The sequence below is a fragment of the Streptomyces sp. NPDC059718 genome, assembly GCF_042733315.1.
Lineage (GTDB): Bacteria > Actinomycetota > Actinomycetes > Streptomycetales > Streptomycetaceae > Actinacidiphila.
Genome location: NZ_JBHWGA010000004.1, coordinates 120,736 through 133,637, shown reverse-complemented (window position 1 = coordinate 133,637; position 12,902 = coordinate 120,736). Strand labels below are relative to the sequence as shown.

Below are 12,902 nucleotides of genomic sequence, written 5' to 3'. Positions count from 1 at the left end.
TGCGGTCATCAGTACGCGCGCACCCGCGCGGCCCGGCAGAGAGCGAGAGCCACCCCATGACCACCGGCACCCCCAGGACCGTCCTGATCACCGGCACCTCCTCAGGCATCGGCCTGGCCACCGCCGTGGCCGCCGCCCGTGCCGGCTGGAACGTCGTCGCGACCATGCGCGACCCCGGGAAGGCGGACGCCCTCCGCAAGGCCGCGGCGGGGGCGGGGGTCGCCGAACACGTCCACGTGAAGCGGCTGGACGTGACCGACGCCCGGCTGGTCGCCGCGGTGGTGGAGGACGTCGTCGTGGAGTTCGGCAGCCTGGACGCGGTGGTCAACAACGCCGGCGCCGGGCACATCGGCACGATCGAGCTGGAGACGGTCGCGGACGTCCGCGCCACGATGGACGTCAACTTCTTCGGCGTCGTCGAGGTCACCAAGGCCGCGATGCCCCACCTGCGCGCCTCCGGCGGGCGGCTGGTCACCGTCACCAGCGTGGGCGGCGTCGTGGGGCAGCCCTTCAACGAGGCCTACTGCGCCGCGAAGTTCGCGGTCGAGGGCTACATGGAGGCGCTCGCGCCCGTGGCGGCCGCGGTCGGGGTCACCGTGAGCGTCGTGGAACCGGGCGCGGTCGGCAGCGAGTTCGTCGCCAACCTCGGCATCGACATCCCCGCGTACGCGGCGGCCGCGGGCCCCTACCGGCCCGCGTTCACCCACTACCTCGACCGGACCACGCAGGCGTTCACGGCCGCCCAGACCATCGACGAGGCCGCGGCGCCGATCGTCGAGGTGCTCGGCGCCGACCGGCCGCCCTTCCGCGTCCAGACCTCCCCGCGGGCCCGGGAGTTCACGGGCGTGAAGCTCGCGGACCTCGACGGGTCCGCGGTTCAGTCGCTGACCGGCGGCTGGCTCTCGGCCCCGTCCTGACCGTCCCGCTCCTCCAGGGCGTCCGCGAGGGCGTCGACCAGCGCCACGACGCCCTCCGGGCCGTCCACGACGAGGTCCGCCCGGGCGGCCAGCTCGGCCACCTCCGCGCTGCCGCTGCACACCAGCACACCGGGCAGGCCGTCGGCACGCCGCTTCTCCACGGCCCCGAAGGCGGCCAGGTCGCCCAGGTCGTCACCGGCGTACAGCACGGGACCGGCGCCGACCTCCCGCAGGTAGTCGTTGAGGGCCACGCCCTTGTCCATGCCGGGCGGCCGCAGCTCCAGCACCATCCGGCCCGGCTCCACGATCAGCCCGTGCCGGTCGGCCAGATCGCGCAGCGGTCCGCTCAGCGCCTCGAACGCGGCCTGCGGATCCTCCGTGCGGCGCGTGTGGACGGCCACCGCGCGGCCCTTGTCCTCCACCCACGTGCCGTGCCACGCCCCGATCGCGTCCAGCACGCCCGGCAGTTCCGCGCGCACCGCGTTGACCCCGGCGTGCGCGCCGGGCGCCTTGACCTCGCCGGAACGGGCGTCCCAGCGCTCGGCGCCGTAGTGGCCCAGCACGACCATGTGCTCCAGGGCCGGCACGCCGGCGAAGCCCCCGTACCGCACGGCCACGCCCGCGGGGCGGCCCGTCACGACCACGACGGACCCGATCCGCGGCGCCAGCCGGGCCAGTGCGGCGGCCGCGCGGGGATGCGCCCGCGCGGCGTCCGGATCCGGCACGATCGGCGCCAGCGTCCCGTCGAAGTCCAGGGCCAGCACCGCCCTGCGGGGCTCCGCGAGCAGTGCGGCCAGGCCGTCCTTGCCCTCGGGCGTCGTGGGTACCGGCAGTTCGTCCGTGCGGCTGCGGCTCATGCCCCCGACCATACCGACCCCTGCGGGGGGCATGCCCGGCGTACGGAAGCATCCCGCCTCCGGCGGTGTTCTCCGCCCCCGCGCCGTGCGGCGCCCTCCGGGCGGGACCCCCGCCGTCGCCGCGCGCGGGTCCACGCGCCTGCGGCCGCGACGGCGCCCGCCGCACGGCAACCCGCCGTCGCCGCGCGCGGGTCCACTGCGCCTGCGGCTGGCGGTCTCCCACCCACCCGCCCGAACCCCGGACCACCGGTCACCGGCAGGGACGCCCATCGCACTGCCGCGAGGAGGGGAGCCCGCACGGCGCGGACCTGCGGCGCCCACCGCCCGGCAGCCCTCCATCGCCGCCCGCGGGTCCACTGCGCCTGCGGCGGGCCGTCTCCCACCCACCCGCCCGAACCCCGGACCACCGGTCACCAGCAGGGGCATCCATCGCGCCGCCGCCGGGGTGGGACCCCGTGGGGCGGGCGTCAGCGGGTGGTGCGGTGGGTGTCGCGGGTGCGGCGGAGGCGGTTGACCGTGACGGGATCGTGCGCGAGGGCGCGGGGGTCGTCGAGGAGGGCGTTGAGGAGCTGGTAGTAGCGCGTGGGGGAGATGCCGAGGCGTTCGCGGACGGCACGTTCCTTCGCGCCGGGTCCGGCCCACGTGCGGCGGGCGATGTCGAGGACGGCGCGGTCCTGCTCCGTCAGCCCGTCCGCGGGGGCGTCCGCCCCGGTCTCGTCCCGTTCCATCCGACAACCATATCCGCGTCGCGCGCGCCCGCCTCGGCCGTCGCGCTCAGGGTCGTCTCCGGCCGGCGGATGCGCCGGGTGTTCCTCCGGTCACACGGAGTCCCCACCCCGACCCCCCTCGTGAGGTCTACACCACTCGGGGTTGGCGCCCGCAACCCCGCCTGGTGCCCGTTCGCGCGCGGCACGCGATCTCTTTCGACGAGTGGACTAGACCTTTTGCCGGGTCCCGCGCGACACTGTCACCCGTGAGACACGTCATCGCCCTCGATGTGGGCGGCACCGGCATGAAGGCCGCCCTGGTCGCGGCGGACGGCACGCTGCTGCACGAGGCACGCCGCCCGACCGGCCGGGAGCGCGGCCCGGGTGCCGTGGTCGACTCCGTGCTCGACTTCGCCGCGGACCTTCGTACCTACGGCGAAAGCGCTTACGGCGAGCCCGCCGCCGCGGCCGGGGTCGCCGTGCCCGGGCTGGTCGACGAGCGGGCCGGCATCGCGGTCTACTCCGCGAACCTCGGCTGGCGCGACGCGCCCCTGCGCGACCTGCTCACCGCCCGCCTCGACGGCACCCCCGTCGCCCTCGGCCACGACGTGCGCGCCGGCGGCCTCGCCGAGGGCCGGCTGGGCGCGGGGCGGGGCGCCGAGCGCTTCCTGTTCGTGGCGCTGGGCACCGGCATCGCCGGGGCGATCGGCATCGAGGGCCGTGTCGAGGCCACCGAGCTCGGGCACGTCGTCGTCCGCCCTGGCGGCCCGGTCTGCGGCTGCGGCCAGCGGGGCTGCCTGGAGACGGCGGCCTCCGCCGCCGCCGTGGCCCGCGCCTGGCAGGCCGCGGGCGGGAGCCCGGACGCCGGGGCCGCCGGCTGCGCCGCCGCCGTCGAGGCGGGCGACCCCCGCGCGGCGGCCGTATGGGACGAGGTCGTCGCCGCCCTCGCCGACGGCCTGGTCACCGGGATCACCCTGATGACCCCGGGAACACTGATCGTCGGCGGCGGGCTCGCCGAGGCCGGCGACACCCTCTTCGCACCGCTGCGGGCCGCCGTCGAGCGGCGGCTGACCTTCCAGCAACTCCCCCTCATCGTGCCGGCGGCCCTCGGGGACACCGCCGGATGCCTGGGCGCAGGGCTGCTCGCCTGGGATCTTCTCTCCGTGGAGGTGACCGCTTGACTGCGGCAACTAGCGTGCTGACCGGTGCCCGTGTGGTGCTGCCGGACGGCGTGGTCGAGGACGGCCGGCTGACCGTCGAGGGCCGCTCGATCGTCGCGAACGACCCGCTCCAGGCGTCCACCCGCGACCTGGCCGGACACTGGATCGTCCCCGGCTTCGTCGACATCCACGTGCACGGCGGCGGCGGCGCGTCCTTCTCCTCCGGTGACGCCGAGGCCGTCCTCACCGGCGTCGCGACCCACCGGCGGCACGGCACGACCACCCTGCTCGCCTCGACGGTCACCGGGGACCTGGACGACCTGTCCCGGCAGGCCGCGCTGCTGTCCGAACTGGTCGAGCAGGGCGACCTGGCCGGCATCCACTTCGAGGGGCCGTTCATCTCCCCGCACCGGCGCGGCGCGCACAAGCCCTCGCTGCTGCGCGACCCGCACCCCTCCGACGTCCGCAAGCTGCTCGACGCCGCCCGCGGCACCGCGCGCATGGTGACCCTCGCCCCCGAACTGCCCGGCGGGCTCGACTCGGTGCGGCTGCTGGCCGAACACGGCGTCATCGCCGCCGTCGGCCACACCGACGCCGCGTACGAGGCCACCCTGCAGGCCGTCGAGGCGGGCGCGACCGTGGCGACGCACCTGTTCAACGCCATGCCCGCGCTGCTGCACCGCGCACCCGGCCCGATCGCCGCACTGCTGGAGGACGAGCGGGTCACCGTCGAGCTCATCAACGACGGCGTCCACCTCCACCCGGCCGTCCTGGAGATGGCGTTCCGCAGCGCCGGGGCCGACCGGGTCGCGTTCATCACCGACGCCATGGACGCGGCCGGCTTCGGCGACGGCCGCTACCTGCTGGGCCCGATGGAGGTCGACGTCGTCGACGGCGTCGCCAGGCTCGTCGAGGGCGGCTCCATCGCGGGTTCCACGCTGACCCTGGACACCGCGTTCAAGCGGGCGGTGACCGTGGACGGGCTGCCCGTCGGCGACGCCGTGCGCGCGCTGAGCGTCAACCCGGCGCGGCTGCTGGGCGCGTACGACCGGATCGGCTCCCTGGAGCCGGGCAAGGACGCCGACCTGGTGGTCCTGGACGCGTCGTTCGACCTGGTGGGCGTGATGCGGAAGGGCAGCTGGGTCGTCGAGCCCTGACGGACCCCCGGGCGGCGGGGTCTGTGCCTCCGGGCGTTCCTTTGGCATGATCCCTTCCCATCGCACACGCTGTTCGAAGGGATCATGCGGTGATCGTCACCGTCACGCTGAACGCCGCCATCGACGTGACCTACCGCGTCCCCCGGCTGCGGCCGCACACCACCCACCGGGTGTCGGAGGCCGCGGAACGTCCCGGCGGCAAAGGGCTGAACGTCGCCCGCGTCCTCGCCGCGCTCGGCCACGAGGCCGTCGCGACCGGCTTCGCGGGCGGCGCGTCCGGTGACCGGCTGCGCGCCTACCTGACGGGGATCGACGGCGTCACGGACGCCCTCGTGCCCACCTCCGGCAGCACCCGGCGGACGGTGGGCGTCGTGGACGAGTCGGGCGGCGACACCACGATGTTCAACGAGCCCGGCCCGACGATCACTTCGCAGGAGTGGGCGGCCTTCCTCGGTACGTACCGCAAGTTCCTGGACGGCGGCGCGGCGCGCGCCGTGGCGCTGTGCGGCAGCCTGCCGCCCGGACTGCCGGTCGGCTGCTACGCCGAACTCGTGCGGGACGCGCGCGCCGCGGGGGTCCCGGTGCTGCTGGACACCAGCGGCGAGCCGCTGCGGCGCGGCCTGGCCGCCCGGCCCGATCTGGTCAAGCCCAACGCCGCCGAACTGACCGGGCTCACCGGCGCCACGGAGCCCATGCGCGCCGCCCGCGACGCCAGGCGCCGCGGCGCCCGCGCCGTCGCCGCCTCGCTCGGCCCCGACGGGATGCTCGCCCTCGCCGAGGACGGCACCGTGTGGACCGCCCGGCCCCCGGCGCCCGTCCCCGGCAATCCCGCCGGCGCGGGCGACTCCGCCGTCGCCGCCCTGCTCTCCGGGCTCGTCGAGGGCCTCGACTGGCCGCGGCGCCTCGCCCGCGCCGTCGCCCTCTCGGCGGCCACCGTGGCGGCACCGGTCGCGGGCGAGTTCGACCGCGGGGTGTACGAGGACCTGCTGGGACGGATCACCGTGATCCGGGAGGGCGACTCACGGCCGTAGCCCGCCGTGGCCGGCGGGCCGCGGCCGGATCAGCTTTTCCAGCCCTCGGGCGACTGGCCCTTGTCCAGGAGCGCCACCTGGTCGAGGTTGAAGTGGCACGCGTCGCCCTGACCGCAGGTGAGGGCGATCGTGTTGCTCCCCTGCTTCAGGTCGAGGGTGACGTAGGAGCGGTACCACGCGTTCCAGTCGCCCTCCTTGCCCCAGTTCTTCAGGTCCGGCTTGTAGCTCTGGGGCGTCCCGTTGACCACGGTCGTGGCGCTGGCCGAGTCCTTCTCCGCGTTGGCGTAGCGGATCCAGAAGTCGTACGAGCCGTCCTTCGGCACGTCGACCGTCCAGGTCACCGACGCGCCCACCGCGTTCATGTTCTCGACGTACTTGCCGCCCGCCGCCAGGGTGCCCTTGTACTGGGAACCGACCCGGGCGCCGCCCGCCTTGGCCAGCGAGGCCGCGTCGACGACACCGGGCTCGGTCGCGCTCGCCGAGGCCGAGGGCTCGCCGGAACTCTTGTCCTTGCCGCCGTCGCTGCTCGCGGTCGGCGTGGCGCCGCCACCCGCCTGCGGGTTGTCGTCGTCACCGCCCGCCATGGCGACGCCGATGCCGATCGCGACGGCGGCGACCACGGCGACGGCGCCGATCAGCAGGCTCTTGCTGTTGGGGCCGCCGGGACGCGGGGACGCGGCGCGCCGGCTGCCGCCGCCGGCCGGTCCTGACGGGCCTGCGGGGCCCTGGGGGAACTGCTGGGTCGCCTGGGCCTGCTGGGGCTGCGGCTGACCGTAGGAGGGCGCCTGCTGGCCGTACGCGGGCTGCTGCTGGGGGTAGCCGTAGCCGCCCTGCTGCTGCGGCTGCTGCTGGCGCCGCTCGCCGACCCGCTGCACCTGGTTGTACGAGGTGCGGGGCACACCGGGCTGGGCAGCAGCCGCCTGACCCGGCTCCTCGCCGTCCTGGCGGTACAGGTACGCGAAGGGGTCGTCACTCCCGGGCTCGGGGGCACCGTTGTTGCCGGCCGTCATCCGCTCTTCACCTTCCACTGCCTGTCACTTGCACAGCACCTATCAGTACCGGGCCATCCGGCAATAGGCATACGCTCCCGTGATGGCCGAATGTTCATGATCGATTCATCCGCGGCCGTCACGGGCGGACACACCTCTGACCACGGCACCCTACCTGGAACCGGTGACGGACCGCTCAACCGTCCGAAGCCCCGGGTTGTGCACATACGGTGGAGACGTGATCGACAGCACAGCCGCGTGGACGGGGTGGCGGGAGGCCACGGAGCGGGCCCTGTACGGCCCGGGAGGCTTCTTCCGCCGGGAGCGCCCGGCCGCCCATTTCCGCACCTCGGTGCATGCCTCGCCGCTGTTCGCGGGGGCCGTCGCCCGGCTCCTGGAGCGCGTCGACGCGGACCTCGGGCACCCCGGCGAGCTGGCCCTGGTGGACGTCGGCGCGGGCGCCGGGGAACTGCTCACGGGGGTGCTCGATGTGGTTCCCGCCACGTTGCGCGCCCGCCTGCGGCCCCACGCGGTGGAGAAGGCCCCGCGACCGGACGGCCTGGACGCCCGGGTGACCTGGTCCGACGAGCTCCCGCGGGGCCTGCGGGGCCTGCTCTTCGCCAACGAGTGGCTGGACAACGTGCCGGTCGCGGTGGCGGAGACCGACGCGCACGGTGTGCCCCGCCACGTCCTCGTACGCGCCTCGGACGGCGCCGAGCGCCTCGGCGACGCGGTGGCCGGGGAGGACGCCGCCTGGCTGCGCCGCTGGTGGCCGGTCGAGGGCGCGGAGGCCGGGACCCGGGCGGAGATCGGCCACCGGCGGGATTCCGCCTGGGCGGCCGCGGTGGCCTCCCTGGAGGCCGGGCTCGCCGTCGCGGTCGACTACGGCCACGTGGCCGGGGCCCGCCCGCCGTACGGGACGCTCACCGCGTTCCGGGCGGGCCGCGAGGTCTCACCGCCGGTGCCCGACGGCTCCTGCGACATCACGGCGCACGTGGCGATGGACGCCTGCGCGGGCCCCGGGGCGGTCCTGCGCACCCAACGCGAGGCCCTGGGCACCCTGGGGGTCACCGGGGCCCGGCCGCCGCTCTCCCTGGCCTCCTCCGACCCCGCCGGGTACGTGCGCGCCCTGGCCCGCGCGGGTCAGGCGGCCGAGCTCACCGACCCGTCCGGCCTCGGTGGCTTCCTCTGGCTGGAGCAGCCCGTGCCGGCGGCAGGGGAAGCTCCGGGGGGCACGCCCCGGGACGCGTAAAGGGATGGGAAACTGGGGCCATGACGGAGACCACGATCGGCATCGGCGGCGCCGCCGAAGGCACCGACATGGTGCTGAACATCGGCCCGCAGCACCCCTCGACGCACGGGGTGCTGCGCCTGCGCCTGAGCCTGGACGGCGAGCGGATCGGCTCGGCCGAACCGGTCATCGGGTACATGCACCGCGGCGCCGAGAAGCTCTTCGAGGCCCGGGACTACCGCCAGATCATCATGCTGGCCAACCGGCACGACTGGCTCTCCGCCTTCTCCAACGAACTCGGTGTCGTGCTCGCCGTGGAGCGCATGCTCGGCATGGAGGTGCCCGAGCGCGCGGTGTGGACCCGCACGCTGCTCGCCGAGCTGAACCGGGTGCTCAACCACCTGATGTTCCTCGGCTCCTACCCCCTCGAACTGGGCGGGATCACCCCGATCTTCCACGCGTTCCGCGAGCGCGAGGACCTGCAGGCGGTCATGGAGGAGGTCTCCGGCGGCCGCATGCACTACATGTTCAACCGCGTCGGCGGCCTCAAGGAGGACCTCCCGAGCGGCTGGCACGGCCGGGTCCGTGCCGCCGTCGCCGCCGTGCGCTCGCGCATGGGGACCTTCGACGACCTGGTCCTCGGCAACGAGATCTTCCGCGGCCGCACCCGCGGCGTCGGCGTCCTCCCCGCGCGGGACGTGCACGCGTACGGGGTGAGCGGGCCGATCGCCCGCGCGTCGGGCGTCGACTTCGACCTGCGCCGGGACGAGCCGTACCTGGCCTACGGGGAGCTGGCGGACACCCTGAAGGTCCCCACCCGCACCGCGGGCGACTGCCTGGCCCGCTTCGAGGTGCTGCTGGAGCAGACCCACATCGCCCTGGACCTCGCCGCCGCGTGCCTGGACCGGCTGGCCGAGCTGCCCCCGGGACCCGTCAACCAGCGGCTGCCGAAGGTGCTCAAGGCCCCCGAGGGCCACACGTACGCCTGGACCGAGAACCCGCTCGGGCTCAACGGCTACTACCTGGTGTCCAAGGGCGAGAAGACGCCGTACCGGCTGAAGCTGCGCTCGGCGTCCTACAACAACATCCAGGCGCTCGCCGTACTGCTGCCGGGCACGCTGATCGCCGACATGGTGGCGATCCTGGGCTCGATGTTCTTCGTCGTCGGCGACATCGACAAGTGACCGGCGGGGCGCCCGCGGGCGGCCCGCCGGACGTCAGGAGGCCGGACGTCAGGAGGACTGGGCGCGCAGCTCGCTGAGGTCCAGCTGCTCGGTCTCGTCGTGCACGGTCAGGTCGATGACCTCGGCCTGCTCGGCCACGGCCTCGTCCCCGACGACGTCGGCGAGGTCCGCCCCCGCGGGCGCCGCCCCGCCGGCCGGTTCCAGTTCCTGGGGGCGGGCCTTCTCGTTCTTCGTGCCGAAGAAGTCGAAGCCGCCCTGGGCGCGGCTGGCCTGCCGGTTGGGCTTGGCGTACGGCAGCACGGCCGCGGCGACCGCCGGGACGAGCTTGGGCTGGCGCACCGGCAGCGCCGGGGTGTTCCCGCTGCCGCTGGTGGTGGCGTCGGCGGGACGCTCACGGACGGCCGGGTCCAGCGCGTGCCTGCCCTGCGGCTCGTCGGTGTCGGCGAGGTCGCGGCGGCGCGCCTCCTCGACGGTGAGCGCGGCCTGCTGGCGGGCGCCGTTGCGCGACAGGTCCCGCAGCGCGGAGGCGGCCCGCAGGTACGCGGCCGGGCTGACCGGTGAGGTGTAGGGCACGGGCAGCGCGGAGCCGATCGCCTTCTTGGCGACGCGGCCGTCCTCCAGGGCGCGGGCCCGCTCGGACTCGGCGGTGGCGTAGCGGCGCAGCAGGTCCGCGTGCTCCGTACGGAGCCGGGCCAGTTCGGCGCGCTTGCCGCGCAGCTTGTTCTCCAGCTTGCCGCGCAGCTCGCGGGAGTCCTCGAGGTCCACCTCGAGCTCCGCGATCCGCTCGTCGGCACGCCACTCGTCGCGCACACGCGCGGTCTTGAGGTCGGCGACCTGCTTGCCGGCGGCACGGTCCCAGCTGCGCAGCAGGAAGGCACCGCCACCGGCGACACCGGCCGCCGCGACGACGAACACACGGAGCAGCACCGGATCACCGATCACCAGCGCGCCGACGGCGAGGGCCGCGGCGGAGCCGGCGACCGTCACGGGCGGGAGCAGCCGGTGCAGCGGCTGGGAATGGCGGTGACGTCCACGGGGCATGGAAGGGAACTTAGCGTGCCCGTGCGTCGTGTGGGGCCGCGGCATCCGATTTCTCACCGAACACACAACGAGAAATACGGAGGGCGCCCGCGCGTACACCAAACGTCACGCGAACGCCCTCCCGCCACCATTTAGTCGATCTTGTCCGTCCGGGCCCGTCCGCCGGAGCCGGGGCCTCAGCCCTTCAGCAGGCCCTTCGACTTCAGGTAGTCGGCGGCCACGTCCTCGGGCTTCTTGCGCTCCGCGTCCACCTGCTTGTTCAGCTCGGTGAGGTCGGCCGTGGTCAGGACCTGGGTGAGCTTGTCCAGGGCCGCGGCGACGTCCGCCCCGCCGGCCTCCTTCGCGTTGACGACGGGCAGCACGTTGTCGGCGTTCTGCAGGCCCTTGTCGTCCTCCAGGAGCACCAGGCCGAACTGGTCGAGGGTGGCGTCCGTGGTCGTGGTGAGCACCAGCTGGTCGGTGCCGTCCTTGACGGCCTGCTTGGCCTGGACGGTGCCGACGCCCTTGGTGTCGACCGACGTGACGTCTATGCCGTAGGTCTTCTTCAGACCGGGCGAGCAGAAGGGGCGGATGGAGCACTCCTCGCCCGCGGCGAGCTTGACCTTGATCTTCGACTTCCCGAGGTCGGAGAGGGTCTTGAGGTTGTTCTTCTCCGCGAAGTCCTTGGTGACCGCGAACGCGTTCTGGTCGACCGCCTCACCGGCCGGCAGCACCTTCAGCCCGCGCGGGCCGGCGAGTTCGGTGAGCGCCGTGACGGTGGCGTCGACGTCGGAGGAGGCCACGGGCGCGGCGTCCTTGCCGTTCGCCTTCGCGTTGAGGAATTCCGCGAGCGTGGCCGCGTACTCGGGGACGACGTCTATCTGGCCCTTCTCCAGGGCGGGTTCGTACAGCTCGCGGTTGTCGACCGTCTTGATCGTGGTCTTGTAGCCGGCGTCGGTCAGCAACTGCGCGTACAGCTGCGCGAGGACCGTGCTCTCGGTGAACCCGGCCGAGCCGACGGTCAGGGAACCCTTGCCGCCGCCTGCCGACGAACTGCCCCCTCCCCCGCTCTTCTCCAGGCTGTCGCCGCCGCAGGCCGCCAGGCCGGCGGAGAGGACCGCCACGGCGGCCACGGCGGTGGCGGTGCGAAGGGCCTTGCTCATGAGAACTCCATCTGATGTATGGGACGGGCAGGTCTTCGGGCGGGTCGGGACTTCCGCGTGGGGGACACCAGGCGCTGCAGCAACAGGAAGACTCCCTCCACGAGCAGGGCGAACGCGGCCACGAGCACCGCGCCGGCGACGACCTTCGGGGTGTCGTACTGGGCGAAGCCCGCGGTGATGATGCGGCCGAGGCCGCCCTCACCGGGAATCGCGGCGAGCGTGGCGGTGGCGACGACCTGGACGGCGGCCGAGCGCACCCCGCTCATGACGAAGGGCGCCGCGAGCGGCAGCTCCACCCGGGCCAGCAACTGGCCGCCGGACATCCCCATGCCGCGGGCCGCCTCCACCGCGTCCCGGTCGACCTGGCGCATGCCGACGTAGGTGTTGGTGAGCAGCGGCGGGACGGCGAACAGCACCAGCGCGATGATGGTGGGCCAGTAGCGCGCCGAGTTCGTCGCGACGATGAGCAGCACCAGGATGGCGAAGGTGGGCACCGCCCGCCCGACGTTGGAGAGGTTCACGGCGAGCGCGCCGCCCTTGCCGAGGTGCCCGAGGAGGACCGCGACCGGCAGGGCCACGAGGCAGGCGATGGCCAACGACACGGAGGTCAGCACGAGGTGCTCGCCGAGCCGCTGCAGCACCCCGTCGGTGCCGGTCCAGTTGGCGCCCGTGGTCAGCCAGTCCCACGCGCCGGGGATCGTCCCCATCAGCCCACCGCCTTCGCGGCCCTGGTCCACGGCGTGAGCAGCCGCTGCACCCCGAGCAGCAGCAGATCGGCGACGAGGGCGAACACCACGCAGAGCACGGACGCGGTGAGGACCTCAGCCTTGAAGAAGCTCTTCATGCCGTCCTTGATGAGATTACCGAGACCCCCGTAGCCGATGATCGCGCCGACCGTGGTGAGGGAGACCGTGGCGACCGTGGCGATGCGCACGCCAGCCATCACCGCGGGCAGCGCCAGCGGCAGCTCGACCTCCCACAGCAGGCGTATCGGCCCGTACCCCATGCCGCGCGCGGCCTCCCGGGCATCCTCGGGCACAGCGTCCAGTCCGGCCAGGAAGTTCCTGACGAGGATGGTGAGCGAGTACAGCGTCAGGCCGGTGACGACCACCGACGCGGAGATCCCGAACACCGGCACCAGCAGCGAGAAGAGGGCCAGCGACGGAATCGTGTAGAGCACCGTCGTCACCCCCAGCACCGGCGCCGCGGCCGCCCGCCAGCGCCGGGCGAGCAGGGCCAGCGGCAGCGCGAGCAGCACGCCCGCCGCCACCGACGCCACGGTGATCCACAGATGTTGCACACCCGCGTCCAGCAACTCCTGGCTGCGCGTGCGTACGAACTCGCCGCAGATCCAGTCGTTCGCCGCGAGACAGTCCCGTCCGGCCATGCGATGCCACCTCCCCCGCCCGCTTCAGATCATGCAGGTGAGCGTAAACCCGGCCACCGACATTCCCGGCGTCCCGCCACATCCTCGCAACACCCCCTT

13 protein-coding genes are annotated in these 12,902 nt (G+C 74.1%); 6 read left to right on the top strand and 7 right to left on the bottom strand.

The window, feature by feature from the left end:
* Window positions 1–56: 56 nt before the first annotated feature.
* Window positions 57–917, top strand: a complete 861-nt coding sequence (locus tag ACFV3E_RS07165) for an SDR family NAD(P)-dependent oxidoreductase (RefSeq protein WP_500533796.1) — start codon at window positions 57–59, stop codon at window positions 915–917.
* Here ACFV3E_RS07165 and otsB read toward each other — a convergent pair.
* Both otsB and ACFV3E_RS07155 read right to left on the bottom strand, forming a co-directional pair.
* Window positions 878–1,774 carry a trehalose-phosphatase gene (gene otsB / locus ACFV3E_RS07160; protein ID WP_500533795.1) on the bottom strand — a complete coding sequence of 299 codons (897 nt, stop codon included), beginning with the start codon at window positions 1,772–1,774 and terminating at the stop codon, window positions 878–880. The two genes, ACFV3E_RS07165 and otsB, sit on opposite strands and share 40 nt — an antisense overlap.
* 467 nt (window positions 1,775–2,241) lie before the next feature.
* A complete protein-coding gene (locus ACFV3E_RS07155; RefSeq protein ID WP_499512503.1) occupies window positions 2,242–2,502 on the bottom strand; it encodes a DUF3263 domain-containing protein in 261 nt (86 codons plus the stop codon).
* Window positions 2,503–2,747: 245 nt separating this feature from the next.
* Here ACFV3E_RS07155 and ACFV3E_RS07150 point away from each other — a divergent pair, with 245 nt between their 5' ends.
* The 3 genes from ACFV3E_RS07150 to ACFV3E_RS07140 all read left to right on the top strand — a co-directional run bounded on the left by ACFV3E_RS07150 (window position 2,748) and on the right by ACFV3E_RS07140 (window position 5,829).
* Window positions 2,748–3,662, top strand: coding sequence for an ROK family protein (locus ACFV3E_RS07150; RefSeq protein WP_500533794.1), 915 nt, complete (start codon window positions 2,748–2,750; stop codon window positions 3,660–3,662).
* Window positions 3,605–4,798 carry an N-acetylglucosamine-6-phosphate deacetylase gene (nagA, locus tag ACFV3E_RS07145; RefSeq protein WP_500533793.1) on the top strand — a complete coding sequence of 398 codons (1,194 nt, stop codon included), beginning with the start codon at window positions 3,605–3,607 and terminating at the stop codon, window positions 4,796–4,798. The genes ACFV3E_RS07150 and nagA overlap by 58 nt, the downstream gene beginning before the upstream one ends.
* A gap of 89 nt (window positions 4,799–4,887) precedes the next feature.
* Window positions 4,888–5,829 (top strand): 1-phosphofructokinase family hexose kinase, encoded by a 942-nt coding sequence (locus ACFV3E_RS07140; protein WP_500533792.1) that lies wholly within the window; start codon window positions 4,888–4,890, stop codon window positions 5,827–5,829.
* A gap of 29 nt (window positions 5,830–5,858) precedes the next feature.
* On the opposite strand, the gene ACFV3E_RS07135 is transcribed toward ACFV3E_RS07140, so the two are convergent.
* A complete protein-coding gene (locus tag ACFV3E_RS07135) occupies window positions 5,859–6,839 on the bottom strand; it encodes a carbohydrate-binding protein (RefSeq protein WP_500533791.1) in 981 nt (326 codons plus the stop codon).
* A 217-nt stretch (window positions 6,840–7,056) separates the two neighbouring features.
* On the opposite strand from ACFV3E_RS07135, the gene ACFV3E_RS07130 reads away from it, so the two are divergent.
* Both ACFV3E_RS07130 and ACFV3E_RS07125 read left to right on the top strand, forming a co-directional pair.
* Complete coding sequence (locus ACFV3E_RS07130) at window positions 7,057–8,070, top strand: SAM-dependent methyltransferase (protein ID WP_500533790.1); 1,014 nt, start codon at window positions 7,057–7,059, stop codon at window positions 8,068–8,070.
* 20 nt (window positions 8,071–8,090) lie between these two features.
* Complete coding sequence (locus ACFV3E_RS07125; RefSeq protein ID WP_500533789.1) at window positions 8,091–9,233, top strand: NADH-quinone oxidoreductase subunit D; 1,143 nt, start codon at window positions 8,091–8,093, stop codon at window positions 9,231–9,233.
* Window positions 9,234–9,281: 48 nt separating this feature from the next.
* On the opposite strand, the gene ACFV3E_RS07120 is transcribed toward ACFV3E_RS07125, so the two are convergent.
* The 4 genes from ACFV3E_RS07120 to ACFV3E_RS07105 form a co-directional block, all read right to left on the bottom strand.
* Window positions 9,282–10,274 carry a hypothetical protein gene (locus ACFV3E_RS07120; RefSeq protein WP_500533788.1) on the bottom strand — a complete coding sequence of 331 codons (993 nt, stop codon included), beginning with the start codon at window positions 10,272–10,274 and terminating at the stop codon, window positions 9,282–9,284.
* A gap of 176 nt (window positions 10,275–10,450) precedes the next feature.
* Window positions 10,451–11,416 carry an ABC transporter substrate-binding protein gene (locus ACFV3E_RS07115; protein WP_500533787.1) on the bottom strand — a complete coding sequence of 322 codons (966 nt, stop codon included), beginning with the start codon at window positions 11,414–11,416 and terminating at the stop codon, window positions 10,451–10,453.
* The gene (locus ACFV3E_RS07110) at window positions 11,413–12,123 is read right to left on the bottom strand and encodes an ABC transporter permease (protein ID WP_500533786.1); all 711 of its coding nucleotides are present in this window, start codon (window positions 12,121–12,123) and stop codon (window positions 11,413–11,415) included. The genes ACFV3E_RS07115 and ACFV3E_RS07110 overlap by 4 nt, the downstream gene beginning before the upstream one ends.
* Window positions 12,123–12,803 carry an ABC transporter permease gene (locus ACFV3E_RS07105; RefSeq protein WP_500533785.1) on the bottom strand — a complete coding sequence of 227 codons (681 nt, stop codon included), beginning with the start codon at window positions 12,801–12,803 and terminating at the stop codon, window positions 12,123–12,125. The genes ACFV3E_RS07110 and ACFV3E_RS07105 overlap by 1 nt, the downstream gene beginning before the upstream one ends.
* Window positions 12,804–12,902 lie beyond the last annotated feature (99 nt).